Genomic DNA, 14128 nt, shown 5'->3' on the forward strand with positions numbered 1-14128 from the left:
GCGGCCGTTGCGGGGAACAGTCCGCGGGCGGGCGGTGACGACGGGCTGATAGGGGCCGGGGGAGGCGACACCTCCGGAGCGGGCACGGGCACCGGCTGGGCGGCCGTTGCGGGGAACGGCTCGGGGGCGGGCGGTGACGGCGGGTTGGAGGGAGCCGGGGGAGGCGGCGCCGTCGGAGCGGGTACGGGCAATGGCTGGGCGGCCGTTGCGGGGAACAGTCCGCGGGCGGGCGGTGACGACGGGCTGATAGGGGCCGGGGGAGGCGACACCTCCGGAGCGGGCACGGGCACCGGCCGGGCGGCCGTTGCGGGGAACGGCCCGGGGGCGGGCGGTGACGACGGGCTGATAGGGGCCGGGGGAGGCGGCGCCTCCGGAGCGGGCACGGGCACCGGCCGGGCGGCCGTTGCGGGGAACGGCTCGGGGGCGGGCGGTGGCGACGGGATGGAAGCGGCCTCGGGAGGCGGCGCCGTCGGAGTGGGCGCGGCAAACGGCTGGGCGCCCGTTGCGGGGAACGGCCCGCGGGCGGGCGCTGACGGCGAGCTCGGGGTGGCCGAGGGAGACGGTCCCCGCGCGGGCGCGCGCACCGCGGCTGTCGTCGTCCGCATCGGTCCGGTGCGGCAGCGCGTCGCCGAACTGCCGCTGCCCGCGGGCCCGGTCACCCTGGCCGTCGACATCCGCGCGACCCGGAACCCGGGGCCCGGGAGTGGCCCCGACACCCTCGTCTTCTCCGTCGAAACCGCGGAGGGAGCCGTTCAACTGGCCGAGCTGGACGGGCGTTATCTGTCCACTCAGGTGGCCACCGGATTCACCGGCCGGGTCATCGGGATGTACGTCACCGAAGGCCGCGCCGCCTTCGACTGGTTCGACTACGCGCCCGCGATCTCCTGCACGACACCTTGACGCCCCCCGTACGCCTTCCTAGAGTCGCCGGTCGAACCGTTCGGGCGATCATTCGAATGTTTCGAAGTCACCCCAGCTCTGCCCGCTTGTGCCCGTCGGCGCCGTCACGGCCGACCACCCCTTTGAGAGTCAGGAGTCGCACCATGCCCGCAAAGAGCACGGGTCTCAGAGTCGCCGGCGCCCTCGCGGCCGCCCTGGTGGCCGCCGGCGTCGCCACCGGCCCCGCCGCGCAGGCCGCGCCGGCCCACACCCGGCAGCCCAGCCTCGCCGACCTGGCCGAGCGCCACGGACGGTACTTCGGCAGCGCCACCGACAACCCCGAACTCACCGACAGCGCCTACACGAAGATCCTCGGCAGCCAGTTCGACATGATCACGCCCGGCAACGGCATGAAGTGGTACGCCACCGAGCCGCAGCAGGGCGTCTTCGACTGGACCAACGGCGACCAGATCGTCGGCCTGGCCCGGAAGAACCACCAGAAGGTGCGTGCCCACACCCTGGTCTGGCACAGCCAGCTGCCCGACTGGCTCACCTCCAAGCAGTGGACCGCGAGCGAACTGCGGGCCGTACTGAAGAAGCACATCACCACCGAGGTCCGGCACTACCGGGGCAAGGTGTACTCCTGGGACGTCGTCAACGAGGCCTTCAACGAGGACGGCACCTACCGCGAGACCCTCTGGTACAAGACCCTCGGCCCCGGCTACATCGCCGACGCGCTGCGCTGGGCCCACGAGGCCGACCCGCACGCGAAGCTCTACCTGAACGACTACAACATCGAGGCGGTCGGCCCGAAGAGCGACGCCTACTACGCGCTGGTCAAAGACCTCAAGGCGAAGGGCGTGCCGCTCGACGGCATCGGCTTCCAGACCCATCTGGCGCTGCAGTACGGCTATCCCACCACCATCGAGGACAACCTGCGACGCTTCTCCGCCCTGGGCCTGGACACCGCCCTCACCGAGGTCGACGTCCGGATGCAGCTGCCCGCGACCGCCGACAAGCTGGCCGAACAGGCGAGCTGGTACGGGGACCTGACCAAGGCCTGCCTGAGCGTTCGCCGCTGCGTCGGCATCACCATCTGGGACTACACCGACAAGTACTCCTGGATCCCGGGCGTCTTCCCGGGCGAGGGCGCGGCGCTGCCGTGGGACGAGCAGCTGAACCCCAAGCCGGCGTACCAGGCGCTGCGCGAGGCGCTGCGATAGCACCCGGCTACCGACGGTAGCCGCCCCCGGACACACGTCGGGGCCGGTGCGCACGGATCCGTGCGCACCGGCCCCTCTTTCTTCTTGTGCTCCGCTCAGGCGGCCGTCATCACCTGCTCCGCACCGAGCGGGCGGTGCGGAGCGATGATCCGGCCGTCGGGCAGCAGCTCACCGGTGTCCTCGAAGAGGAGGACGCCGTTGCACAGCAGACTCCATCCCTGCTCCGGGTGGTGCGCCACGAGACGGGCGGATTCCCGGTCGGCGGATTCGGCTGGCGGACACGGCGGCTGGTGCTGGCACATGGGTGGGATCTCTCGCTCTGTCGTGGTCATGGCCGTCCCCCGTGGTGTTAAGTCGGTCGGAACCCAGTGTTGCCCTCTCGGCGACGTTCCGCAGGGATTTCGCAGCACCGCTTCTCACAGGTTCATGACGCGTCACCCGCGCGGACGGTTCAGTTCAAGTGCACTGTCACTTCGGGTGGTTCGCAGTGGCCGGATCGGGCTAGTCATCGCAAGGCCAGGCCGCTGACGTGGGCGAACCCCGCCGCCCTTGCGGGCAAGCGGGGTACGCGGGCGTTGGGTCAGGCGGGTGAACCGAGCACCGGCGGCCCGAGCAGCGTCACCGGCGTCGCGCGGTGGGTCAGCACCGGAAGCAGCTCGGCGACCCGGAACGGGCGGTGCGCCGGTATGCCGGGCGGGGCCGGCGCGAGGGGCACGAGCAGATCGGTGTCCGTCGGGTGGCCCTCGGCCCCGTCGGCGGTGATGTCGCCGTGCAGCCACAGGGTGAGCATGTACAGGCCGGGCAGGGACAGCAGGCGCGCCTGATACGGCTGTGGCAGGGCCTCCGCCTGGTGCAGGGCGCGCTCGGTGGAGGTGACGTACGGGCCCTCGAAGAAGTGCGAGAAGGCCCACCCGTCCGGGGTGAGCATCGTCTCGGCCGCGGCCACCGCCCGGCCGCCGCAGCGGATCAGGAAGCGCCACCCGGCCAGCCGGGTCGCGGACAGGCCCTGTGCGGTGATCCGGTCCAGTACGTGCACGGGCAGCGGGAGTTCGGGTGTGGTCGGCCCCTGCGCGGCGCGCAGGGAGGGGGTGCGGGCCTCACGGACCGCGGTGGGGGAACCGAGGGCGGTGAGGACGGAACGCAGGGCAGGCGCGGGGGCAGGGGGCACGTGCAGCGGCATGTGGGTCGCCTCTCGTTCGACAGGCGCGACGGCGCGAGGAGGGATGGGGCGGACGGCGCTGTCTGCTCACGCAAGGCCGGAAGGGTGGAGGCCCGGTCGGGAACATGGGTGCGGCTCGGCCTGCCGCCCGTCGTCGGGACGGCCTGGACACGGCAGGAACCAGGACCGAGGCGTCAGCCTTCCGCCTTGTGGGCGAAGTTTATATGACGCGTGTTCGGCCGTTGTTTCGTCTATCTTAATCCGGGAAGTCGCGCAAGGCGGTAATAAGCCGACGATTTGCGGGAGTCCTCCCGATTTCCGGGCCGCCATCCTGCCGCTGACCTCGCGATACGCGCCGGTAACGGTCGGCTGAATGTCGTCGGCGTTTTTCACGAGGTGATGGGGGCACCCGGAGGTCCACCGACGCATGCCCCGTGAATGTGCCGCGGGGAACATTCCGACAGAGTAGCGGCTGCCGGGTCCGCGCGGGGGCGTTATGGATCGCTTCCGCTGGGCATCATCCCTGCTGCACCCGGGAGCCCGGCGGCCGGTTCGCCGGCCCGCCCAGCCGAGGAGGGACACTTCGATGGGGGAGAAGGTCGTGGCGGGGCAGTTCGACCTGTCCGATCGTCAGCGCTACCGCGAAAAGCTTCAGAAGTGTCTTGCGGGACTGGAGCGGCTGCTGCGGGAGAAGCGATTCGACCGTCCCAAGAACCTCATGGGAGTCGAGATCGAATTGAATCTCGCCGGGTCCGACGGCATGCCGAAAATGTTGAACGGGCAGGTACTGGAGCGGATCGCGAGCCGTGATTTCCAAACAGAACTCGCCATGTTCAACCTGGAAGTCAACATAGCGCCACACCGATTGGGCGGACGGGTATTCGACCGGCTCGCCGAGGAACTGCGCACCTCGCTCGCGTACGCCGACCGCAAGGCCGGGGAGCTGGACGCCGGGATCGTCATGATCGGCATCCTGCCCACCCTCGACCGCGACGACCTGGTCTCCTCCAACCTCTCCGAGGTGGACCGCTACACCCTGCTCAACGATCAGATCGTGGCCGCGCGCGGCGAGGACTTCCGGCTCGACATCGAGGGCGTCGAGCACCTCGTGTGCACCTCCAAGTCGATCGTCCCGGAGGCCGCCTGCACCTCCGTGCAGCTGCACCTTCAGGTCACCCCGGCCCGGTTCGCGGACGTGTGGAACGCGGCGCAGGCGGCGAGCGCCGCGCAGATCGCCGTCGGCGCCAACTCCCCGTTCCTCTTCGGTCACGAGCTGTGGCGCGAGTCCCGGCCCCCGCTCTTCCTGCAGTCCACCGACACCCGCCCGCCCGAGCTCCAGGCGCAGGGCGTACGGCCGCGCACCTGGTTCGGCGAGCGGTGGATCAGCTCGGCGTACGACCTGTTCGAGGAGAACCTGCGCTACTTCCCGGCGCTGCTGCCCCTGTGCGACGACGAGGACCCGCTGGAGGCCGTCGAGGCGGGCGGCACGCCCAAGCTCGCCGAACTCGTGCTGCACAACGGCACGATCTACCGCTGGAACCGGCCGGTGTACGGCATCGCCGACGGCGTCCCCCATCTCCGGGTGGAGAACCGCGTGCTGCCGGCCGGGCCGACCATCACCGACGTGATCGCCAACGCGGCCTTCTACTACGGCCTGGTCCGCGCCCTCGCCGAGGATTCCCGGCCGGTGTGGACCCGGCTGCCCTTCGCCGTGGCCGAGGCCAACTTCGACGCGGCGTGCCGGTACGGCATCGACGCGCGGCTGGTGTGGCCCCGGCGGGGACGGTACGGCGGCACCGGCGAGGTCGACGCGGTCGCCCTGGTCCGCGACGAGCTGCTGCCGCTGGCCTCGGCCGGGCTGGACGCGTGGGGGGTGGAGCCGGCCGACCGGGACCTCTACCTGGGCGTCATCGAGGAGCGGTGCAGGCGCCGGGTCAACGGTGCGTCGTGGCAGGCGGCCACGTTCCATCGCTGCCTCGAACAGGGCATGACCCGCGAGGCGGCCCTGGCGGCGACGACGCGGCGCTACGCCGAGCTGATGCATGTCGGGGAGCCGGTGCACACATGGCCGGTGGGATTGCCGGAGCCGGTGCCGCTGGGGTGACCCGGGGACGCCGGTGAGTTGGGGTGGGGCTGAGCGCCGTACAGACCGCCGGTCCGCGGGATGGGGTGAGGCGCCCGGCGCCGGTGGGGCGTCGGAGAGGCGGGCGTATGCCGTCCTCACGTCTCCTCTGCGATCCTTGCCAGGCATAGTGGGCCCGAGGTCCATGAGCCGGATGGAGGCAGGGGTGCAGGTGGAGGCTGAGTCGGTGGCCGGATCCGGGGCGGGGCGGCGCGACCCGCGGCGGATCCTGCGGGACGAGACGCTGCTCGTCCTCGGCCTGTCGCTGGGCGCGTCCGGGGTCTCCGCGCTGATCAGCTTCATCGGCGCGGTCACCAAGCCGGGCGGCCTGAAGGACCAGGCGGCCACCCTCAACGCGTCGGCCGCCCCCGGCCGCCCCTGGCTCGACCTGGCCTGGCAGCTGTTCGGCATCGCCACCGCCCTGGTCCCCGTCGCGCTCGTCGCCCACCTGCTCCTGCGCGAGGGCGGGAGCCTGCGCACGCTCGGCTTCGACCGCACCCGGCCCTGGCCCGACCTGGCCCGCGGCGCCGGCGTCGCGGCCGTGATCGGCAGCACCGGCATCGCCTTCTACCTCGCCGCCCGCGGCCTCGGCTTCAACCTCACGGTCGTCCCCGAGGCACTGCCGGACGTGTGGTGGAAGTTCCCGGTGCTGATCCTGTCGGCGATGCAGAACGCGATCCTCGAAGAGGTCATCGTCGTCGGCTATCTGCTGCGCAGGCTAGGCCAGTTGGGCTGGACCCCGGGGACCGCACTGGTCGCCAGCGCGGTCCTGCGCGGCTCGTACCACCTCTACCAGGGCGTCGGCGGCTTCCTCGGCAACATGGTCATGGGCGTGGTGTTCGTGTACCTGTACCGGCGCTGGGGCCGGGTCGGCCCGCTGGTCGTCGCCCACTCGCTGCTCGACATCGGCGCGTTCGTCGGCTACGCCCTCCTCGCGGGCAAGGTGGGCTGGCTGCCCACGGCCTGACGATCGGTGCTCAGGCCCGCAGCTCGCCCTCGATGACGGTGACCGCGTGGCCGGTGAGCAGGGTGCGCTCGCCGCGCAGCGCGGTGCGGACCAGGCCGGTGCGGCGGGAGGCCTGGAGCCCGGTGAGCTCGTCGCGTCCGAGGCGCGCGGACCAGTGCGGGGCGAGCGCGGTGTGGGCGCTGCCGGTGACCGGGTCCTCGTCGATGCCGACGTTCGGGAAGAAGCAGCGGGAGACGAAGTCGTAGCCCCGGGACGGGTCGTCGGCGCGGGCGGTGGCGATGATGCCGCGCGAGGAGTAGGCGCCGAGCGACTTGTGGTCGGGCGCGAGGCCCAGGACCGTCTTCTCGTCGGCCAGTTCCAGCAGCAGGTCGCCGACGTTCGGGCCGGTGTCGAACGCGGCGACCGGCGCCGCGCCGAGCGCCTCGGCGACCCCTGCCGGGATCTCGGCCGGGGTGAGCGGGGCGGTCGGGAAGTCGAGGGTGAGGGAGCCGTCCTCGGCGGGCGTGGCGATGAGCACGCCGCTGCGGGTGGCGAACCGCACCGGTCCCTCGTGGGCGCCGGTGGTGTGCAGGACGTGGGCCGTGGCGAGCGTGGCGTGCCCGCACATCGCGACCTCGGCGACGGGCGTGAACCAGCGCAGCGCCCAGTCGGCCTCGCCGCCCTCGGGCAGCCGGTGGGCGAAGGCCGTCTCGGCGTGGTTGATCTCCATGGCGACGTTCTGGAGCCAGTCGTCGTCGGGGAAGACGTCGTCCAGGAGCAGGACTCCGGCCGGGTTGCCGGCGAAGGGGCGGTCGGTGAAGGCGTCCACGATTCGCATGCGCATGACGCCGACGCTAGTGCCGTAACCGAGGCCCGACCAAGGCCAATTGGGGATCTCTGGCACGTTTCCCGCCAGGGCGGGTCCTTCGAAGGGCATCGGCAGGGGGCTTGTCAGGCGATCGGTTCCGATATATCGTTGAGGCATCGCGAACGATACGCGATGCAGACGTGACTGATCAACGATGGAATGGAGTGATCGCGATGCACACGCACGGATTCGAGCACCGGGCTCGGCACGAGGGCCCGGGACCGCGGGGTTTCGGGGGATTCGACGGGCGACGGGCCGCCTTCGGGCCGTTCGGTCCGGGTGGACCGGGGTTCGGCCCCGGTGGACCCGGACCCTGGGGACACCGGGGCCGCGGCGGCCCCCGGGGACGGGCGCGGCGCGGTGACGTACGGGCCTCGATCCTGGCCCTGCTCAAGGACCGCCCGATGCACGGCTACGAGATGATCCAGGAGATCGCCGAGCGCAGCGGCGGCGCCTGGAAGCCCAGCCCCGGCTCGGTCTACCCCACGCTCCAACTGCTGGAGGACGAGGGGCTGATCGCCAGTGCGAGCGAGGGCGGCAAGAAGCTGTTCACGCTCACCGAGGACGGGCGCGCCGCCGCCGACGAAGGGCCGGACGCCCCGTGGGAGGAGGCCTCGCGCGGGGTCGACTGGGAGGCCCTCAGCGAGATCCGCCAGGCCGGCGTCGGCCTGATGGAGGCCTTCAGCCAGGTCTGGAAGACCGGCAGCAAGGAACAGCGCGAGAAGGCGCTGGCCGTCATCAACGACGCCCGCAAGAAGCTGTACCTGATCCTCGCCGACGAGCACTGAGGCTCGTACGGCAGTGAAGGCGCCCCGCGCGACACCGCGCGGGGCGCCTTCGCCTGCGTCGAACAGGTCAGGGAGAGACGACCGGGGGCGCTCGGTGGTTGCGCAGGGGGCGCGGGGCAAGGCGGCGCGCGCTGGCCGGCCCGGATCGGCCTGATCTCCTCCGTAAGGATGAGATGCCGAACGCCGACGTCCACTCTGTGTGGGACGCGAAGATGGTTCCGCTCGTGGATGACTCGGCCCGTTGAGGCTGATGGGGTAAGGGTTGTGCAATCCCGTACAGCCCGCCCGGCCGCCCATGACGAGGCGGTTTCGCACCTGGACGACGATGCCGTGCTCGGCGCCGAGCTGGCAGCGGTGGTCGCCGGTGCCCGCCGCCGGGCCGTGCGGGACGGGGACCGGCAGATCGACACCGCCCATCTGCTGCACTCCCTGCTGGAACACGACCCCGAGGTCCGCGCCGCCGTCGGCGGCCCGCCGCAACTCGCCCGGCTGTTCGGCTATCTCGTGCAGCGCAGCATCGGCTACGGGCTGCGCTGGCAGCGCGGGGTCGAGGACTCGGGCACGCCGGCCGTCGTCCCCGCCCCCACCGTGCCCGGCGCCCGCGAGGCCCGGGACACCGCCGGCTGGTCGCCCACCGCGGCCGCCGCCGTCGCCGGCGCCCGCGAGCGCGCCCGGCTGCGCGGCGAGTCCCGGGTCACCGGTCTCGACCTGCTCGCCGCACTCACCGCGGACCCCGAGGCCCGGGCCGTCGAGGTCCTGCAGCGCGCCGGCATCCGCGATCTGGACGCCCGGATCGCACGCGGCCCGCAGGCCTGCACCGGGGAGGACGGGCCGGCCCGCTGACGGTTGTGCGGGTCCAGCCCCTGAGACAGGTGTCAACGGGGGTGACGCTCATGTCGTCGCCTGTCATCATGTGCCGGTGCATACGTCAGACAGCAGTCACGGCAGCCGTGGCAAGGGCGCGGGGCTCGGTCTCGCGCTCGGCTCGGCGCTGGCCTTCGGCGGGTCGGGAGTGGCCGCCAAACCCCTGATCGAGGCGGGACTCGACCCGCTCCACGTGGTCTGGCTGCGGGTGGCCGGCGCCGCCGTCGTCATGCTGCCCGTCGCCGTACGGCACCGCGCGCTGCCCCGCCGCCGGCCCGCGCTGCTCGCCGGGTTCGGACTGCTCGCCGTAGCGGGCGTGCAGGCCTGCTACTTCGCCGCGCTGTCCCGCATCCCGGTGGGCGTCGCGCTGCTCATCGAGTACCTGGCCCCCGCCCTGGTGCTGGGCTGGGTGCGGTTCGTGCAGCGGCGGCCCGTGACCCGTGCCGCCGCGCTCGGCGTCGTCCTCGCGGCCGGCGGCCTCGCCTGCGTGGTGGAGGTCTGGTCGGGGCTGAGCTTCGACGTGCTCGGCCTGCTCTTCGCGCTCGGCGCCGCCTGCTGCCAGGTCGGCTACTTCGTGCTGGCCGACCACGGCGGCGACGCGGGGGAGGAGGCGCCGGACCCGCTCGGCGTCATCGCCTACGGCCTGCTCGTCGGCGCCCTCGTGCTGACCGTCGTCGCCCGCCCCTGGGGCATGCGCTGGTCCGTGCTGGCCGGCACGGCCGACCTGAACGGCACCGCCGTCCCGGCCCTCGCGCTGCTCGGCTGGATCGTGCTGATCGCCACCGTCGTCGCGTACGTCACCGGGGTGCTGTCCGTGCGCCGGCTGTCGCCGCAGGTCGCCGGTGTCGTGGCCTGCCTGGAGGCGGTCATCGCGACGGTGCTGGCCTGGGTGCTGCTCGGCGAGCACCTGTCGGCGCCCCAGGTGGCCGGCGGCGCGGTCGTCCTGATCGGCGCGTTCATCGCCCAGTCCTCGACCCCGGGGAAGGGTTCCACCGAGCCGGTGGCGGGGTCCGGCGGCGTCGAACGCGAGTTGTCCGTCCCGGGCACCGGCGCATAAGGTGCCGGTCATGCCGTCGAACGCACTCGTCCTTCCGCCCCCGGCCGCCTGAGGCGGGCCTCCGGGACACCCGCCCGCGCGCATCCGCGCCCGGGCCGGACGGTGCTGCCCGCAGACGAAGTCCGCGCGCCCCGCTGAAGCGGGCCGCCCCCGAACTTCCGCACCTCCGGGTGCGTTTCTGCGGAAGAGAAACCCTTGACGACGTCACACACTGCCACTGGCCTGCCCGTCGGGCGCGGCCTGCTCTACCTGTTCATCACCGGTGCCGCCTGGGGCACCGCCGGCGCCGCCGCCTCACTGGTCTACCGGGCCAGTGACATGGGCGCCTTCGCCCTGTCCTTCTGGCGCTGCGCGCTGGGGCTGGTGCTGCTCCTCGCCGGGCGCGGACTGCGTCCGTGGACCCGTCCGGCGACCACCGAGCCCCTGAGCCGGCGGGCCGGCCGGGTGCTGGCGACCGGCCTCGGTCTGGCGGTGTTCCAGACCGCCTACTTCGCGGCCGTGGAGTCGACCGGCCTGGCCGTGGCCACGGTCGTCACCCTCGGCGCGGGCCCCGTCCTCATCGCGCTCGGCGCCCGGCTGCTGCTGGGCGAACGGCTCGGCGCCGGCGGGATCTCGGCCGTCGGCGGGGCCCTCGCCGGGCTGGCCGTGCTCACCTTCGGCGGCTCGGCGGCGACCGTACGGCCGGCCGGAGTGCTCCTGGCGCTGCTGTCGGCCGCGGGCTACGGCGCCATGACCCTGCTGACCCGCTGGTGGGGAAGGGATGGCGGCGCCGACGCCTCCGGCACCACCGTGGGCGCGTTCGCGGTGACCGGCCTGTGCCTGCTGCCGTTCGCCCTGCACGAGGGACTGCTGCCTCACACCGCCCACCCGGCACGGCTGCTCTGGCTGATGGTCTACATCGCCGCCGTGCCCACGGCCCTCGCGTACGCCCTGTACTTCGCCGGGGCGGCCGTCGTACGGTCCGCGACCGTCTCCGTGATCATGCTGCTGGAGCCGGTCACCGCTGCCGTGCTCGCCGTCGCCCTGCTCGGCGAGCGGCTCACGGCCACCACCGCGGCCGGCACCCTGCTCCTGCTCGGCGCCGTCGCGGGCCTCGCGGTGAGTGAGGCGCGCGAAGGCCGGGAGCCGGTGCCGGTCCGCGTGCCGGAGGTCTAGAGGGACTTCAGGTAGTCGGGCAGTTCGACGCCCGGTGCCAGGTCGGCGCTGGGCTGCGGCGTGCCGTAGCCCTTCTGGAGCGGGACGACGCCGGCCCAGTGCGGCAGGCCGAGGTCCTCCGGCTCGTCGTTCACGCCGCCGGTGCGGAGCTTGGCCGAGACCTCGTCCAGGTCCAGCCGGATCACCGCGGTCGCGGCCAGCTCCTTCTTGTTGGCGGGCCGCGAGTCGGCGGACCGGCCGGGCACGACGTGGTCCACCAGCGCGTCCAGGGCCATCCGCTGCTCCTCGGGGTCGGTGACCTGGCGCGCGACGCCGTGCACCACCACGGAGCGGTAGTTGATGGAGTGGTGGAAGGCGGAGCGCGCCAGCACCAGCCCGTCCACGTGGGTGACCGTCAGGCAGACCGGCAGGCCCGGGTCGGTCTCGCCGGTCATCCGCAGCGGTCGGGAGCCGGTGGACCCGTGCACGTACAGCCGCTCGCCGACCCGGCCGTACAGGGTCGGCAGCACCACGGGGGCGCCGTCGCGGACGAAGCCGAGATGGCAGACGTACCCCTCGTCGAGTATCGCGTGCACCAGTTCCTTGTCGTACGACGCCCGGGCCGCGGACCGCGTGGGCACGGTGCGGTCGGTCGGGGTGTAGGCGGCGGCCTGGGTTTCCTCGGTCGTCCCCGGCATGGCGGTTCCTCCACGGAGCTTCGGCGATCGGCGGCGAGCCGCATCGACGTCGGCATTGCACTAGTGCATAATGTTCTTTGTGCTAGGAGAGTATCCCATTGAAGGGCGCGGCGCAGCCGAGATCGCCGCCAGCGTCGAGCGCGCGGTCGGCGCCGGTGAGCTGCGGCCGGGTCAGTCCCTGCCGCCGATGCGGGAGTTGGCGGACCGGCTGGGCGTGAATCCCAACACCGTCGCGGCCGCCTACCGCACGCTGCGCGAGCGCGGGGTGATCGAGACGGCGGGCCGCCGGGGCAGCCGCGTCCGGCCGAAGCCGGCCACCACGGGCCGCGAGGAACTGCGGGTGGAGGTCCCCGCCGGAGGCCGCGACCTCTCCGAGGGCAACCCCGACCCCGCCCTGCTGCCCCGCCTCGCACCGGCCCTCGCCGCGGCGGCGGAGGAGGGCGACCGGCGGCCCGTCCTCTACGGCGGCGACCCGATCGACCCCGGCCTCGTCCGCCTCGCCCGCACCGAACTCGACGCCGACGGCGTCCCCGAGGGTCCCGTCACCGTGACCTCCGGCTCCCTAGACGCCATCGAGCGCATCCTCACCGCGCACCTCAGACCGGGCGACGCGGTCGCCGTCGAGGACCCGGGCTGGGGCAGCGTCCTCGACCTGGTCCCGGCGCTGGGCCTGCGCACGCTCCCCGTCGGCGTGGACGACGACGGACCGCTCCCCGACGACCTGCGCCGGGCCCTGGAGTCCGGGGCCCGCGCCCTGATCGTCACCGACCGCGCGCAGAACCCGACCGGCGCCTCGGTGACCGCCCCACGCGCGCGTGCCCTGCGCGCGGTGCTGCGCGAGCACCCGGGAACCCTGCTCATCGAGGACGACCACGGCCACGGCATCGTCGACCTCCCGCTGCACCCCCTCGCCGGCGTCACCCACCACTGGGCCCTCGTCCGTTCCGCCTCCAAGGCCTACGGCCCCGACCTGCGCGTGGCCGTCCTCACCGGCGACCCGGTGACCGTCGACCGGGTGCGCGGCCGCCAGCGCCTGGGCCCCGGCTGGGTGAGCCTGCTGCTGCAACGGGCCGTGACCCGGCTGTGGTCCCAGGGCGCGGTGGACCGGGCGGCGGTGGCGAAGGCGTACGGCGCCCGCCGGGACGCGCTGGTCGACGCGCTCGCGGAACGCGGTGTCGTCGCTCACGGCCGCACCGGTATGAACGTGTGGGTACCGGTTCCCGACGAGACCGGTGCGGTGGCCCGCCTGCTGCAATCGGGCTGGGCGGTGGCACCGGGAGCCCGCTTCCGCGTGGCCTCTCCGCCGGGTGTCCGCATCACGGTCTCGACGCTCGCGGAGGAGGACATCAGCGGCTTGGCGGACGCGGTGGCGGCGGCGGTACGACCGTCTCCGGCCCGCGTTTACGGCTAGCGGTAAGTCGCGCCCCTTCCCCTCAGGCGCCCTTCCGCCCCCGCACCTGCGTAAGCGCCGCACCCGCCAGAACGATCACCGCCCCGACCGGTGTCGTCCACCGCAGCGACTCGCCGAGAATCGCGACGCCGGCCCCCGTGGCGATGACGGGGATGAAGTACGTGACCATCTGCGCAGTGGTCGGCCCGACTTCGGCGACCAGTCCGTACTGGATCAGCACCGCGAGCCCCGTGCCCAACGCCCCCAGCGCGGCGATCGCCAGCAGCGGAACGAGCGCGAAATGCGCGGGGAAGCTGGTGAACAAGGGCGTCACGACGGCCAGTTGAAGCGCTGCAAGCATCAGCTGCGCCCCCGTCATCGCCAGATGGGAGTTGCCCGTACCCGCCAGCGTCCGCCTGACGTAGATCCAGCCGACCGGGTAGCTCAGCGAAGCGAGCAGCGCCATCGCGGTACCGCCGGCATCGAGGCCGTGGAAGCCTTGCCACGCACCCAGCACCGTCAGGACGCCCAGAAACCCCAGCCCGAGCCCGGCCACACGGACCCGGGTCGGCCGGTCCTCGGACAGCGCGACCAGCGACAGGGCCATCCCCCACAGCGGCGACGTGGCGTTGCAGATGCCGGCCAGCGTGGACGGGATCGTCAGCTCGGAGTAGGCGAAGAGGGAGAACGGCAGGGCGTTCAGGAAGAACGCGGCGACCGCCATGTGCCCCCACAGCCGGGCCCCGCGCGGCAGTCGCTCCCGCTTGACCGCCATCGCCGCCGCCAGGACCGCCGTACCGAACACCAGACGGCCGAGGGTGACCTGGAAGGGTGCGTACCCCTGCGTGCCCACCTTGATCAGCAGGAAGCTGAAGCCCCAGATCAGGGACAGGGCGCCGAAGCGCAGGCGCCAGTCCGGGCGGGCGCGGGGGCGGGCGGGTGCGGGGGACTGGGTCCGGGGTGCGGTGACCGTGCTCATGGTGCCAAGAATGCTGGAGGC

13 protein-coding genes and 1 pseudogene are annotated in these 14128 nt (G+C 72.9%); 9 read left to right on the forward strand and 5 right to left on the reverse strand.

The features are described from left to right. Positions 1-585 precede the first annotated feature (585 nt). Together AB0950_RS09195 and AB0950_RS09200 are read left to right on the forward strand one after the other, a co-directional pair. A pseudogene (locus tag AB0950_RS09195) lies at positions 586-900 on the forward strand (glycoside hydrolase family 43 protein); the annotation flags it as partial. A gap of 143 nt (positions 901-1043) precedes the next feature. Further along, positions 1044-2102 carry an endo-1,4-beta-xylanase gene (locus AB0950_RS09200; RefSeq protein WP_366778199.1) on the forward strand — a complete coding sequence of 353 codons (1059 nt, stop codon included), beginning with the start codon at positions 1044-1046 and terminating at the stop codon, positions 2100-2102. Positions 2103-2197: 95 nt separating this feature from the next. On the opposite strand, the gene AB0950_RS09205 is transcribed toward AB0950_RS09200, so the two are convergent. Continuing rightward, a complete protein-coding gene (locus tag AB0950_RS09205) occupies positions 2198-2404 on the reverse strand; it encodes a DUF5999 family protein (RefSeq protein WP_030603474.1) in 207 nt (68 codons plus the stop codon). A 278-nt stretch (positions 2405-2682) separates the two neighbouring features. Beyond that, on the reverse strand, positions 2683-3282 hold the full coding sequence (locus AB0950_RS09210) for a hypothetical protein (protein WP_360147047.1): 600 nt from the start codon (positions 3280-3282) through the stop codon (positions 2683-2685). Between the two features lie 565 nt (positions 3283-3847). Between AB0950_RS09210 and AB0950_RS09215 the strand changes: the two genes are divergently transcribed. Together AB0950_RS09215 and AB0950_RS09220 are read left to right on the forward strand one after the other, a co-directional pair. Beyond that, positions 3848-5365, forward strand: a complete 1518-nt coding sequence (locus AB0950_RS09215; protein ID WP_360147044.1) for a glutamate--cysteine ligase — start codon at positions 3848-3850, stop codon at positions 5363-5365. Between the two features lie 184 nt (positions 5366-5549). Beyond that, entirely contained in the window at positions 5550-6350 is an 801-nt protein-coding gene (locus AB0950_RS09220; protein ID WP_360147041.1) for a type II CAAX endopeptidase family protein, read from the forward strand. 10 nt (positions 6351-6360) lie between these two features. Here AB0950_RS09220 and AB0950_RS09225 read toward each other — a convergent pair whose 3' ends face one another. Further along, positions 6361-7173: a PhzF family phenazine biosynthesis protein gene (locus AB0950_RS09225; RefSeq protein ID WP_360147038.1), complete on the reverse strand. Its 813-nt coding sequence runs from the start codon at positions 7171-7173 to the stop codon at positions 6361-6363. Between the two features lie 197 nt (positions 7174-7370). On the opposite strand from AB0950_RS09225, the gene AB0950_RS09230 reads away from it, so the two are divergent. The 4 genes from AB0950_RS09230 to AB0950_RS09245 all read left to right on the forward strand — a co-directional run bounded on the left by AB0950_RS09230 (position 7371) and on the right by AB0950_RS09245 (position 11061). After that, positions 7371-7985, forward strand: coding sequence for a PadR family transcriptional regulator (locus tag AB0950_RS09230; protein WP_360147035.1), 615 nt, complete (start codon positions 7371-7373; stop codon positions 7983-7985). Between the two features lie 264 nt (positions 7986-8249). Next, positions 8250-8828 (forward strand): Clp protease N-terminal domain-containing protein, encoded by a 579-nt coding sequence (locus AB0950_RS09235; RefSeq protein ID WP_360147032.1) that lies wholly within the window; start codon positions 8250-8252, stop codon positions 8826-8828. A 70-nt stretch (positions 8829-8898) separates the two neighbouring features. Beyond that, on the forward strand, positions 8899-9906 hold the full coding sequence (locus AB0950_RS09240; RefSeq protein WP_366778200.1) for an EamA family transporter: 1008 nt from the start codon (positions 8899-8901) through the stop codon (positions 9904-9906). 195 nt (positions 9907-10101) lie between these two features. Continuing rightward, a complete protein-coding gene (locus AB0950_RS09245; protein ID WP_366778201.1) occupies positions 10102-11061 on the forward strand; it encodes an EamA family transporter in 960 nt (319 codons plus the stop codon). On the opposite strand, the gene AB0950_RS09250 is transcribed toward AB0950_RS09245, so the two are convergent. Next, positions 11058-11738 (reverse strand): pyridoxamine 5'-phosphate oxidase family protein, encoded by a 681-nt coding sequence (locus tag AB0950_RS09250; protein ID WP_360147023.1) that lies wholly within the window; start codon positions 11736-11738, stop codon positions 11058-11060. The genes AB0950_RS09245 and AB0950_RS09250 overlap by 4 nt on opposite strands. 79 nt (positions 11739-11817) lie before the next feature. On the opposite strand from AB0950_RS09250, the gene AB0950_RS09255 reads away from it, so the two are divergent. After that, positions 11818-13149, forward strand: coding sequence for an aminotransferase class I/II-fold pyridoxal phosphate-dependent enzyme (locus AB0950_RS09255; protein ID WP_366778202.1), 1332 nt, complete (start codon positions 11818-11820; stop codon positions 13147-13149). A gap of 22 nt (positions 13150-13171) precedes the next feature. Here the strand turns inward: AB0950_RS09255 and AB0950_RS09260 are convergent, their stop codons facing one another. Further along, a complete protein-coding gene (locus AB0950_RS09260) occupies positions 13172-14107 on the reverse strand; it encodes a DMT family transporter (protein WP_360147017.1) in 936 nt (311 codons plus the stop codon). Positions 14108-14128 lie beyond the last annotated feature (21 nt).

The organism is Streptomyces sp. NPDC007189 (assembly GCF_040703635.1).
GTDB lineage: Bacteria > Actinomycetota > Actinomycetes > Streptomycetales > Streptomycetaceae > Streptomyces.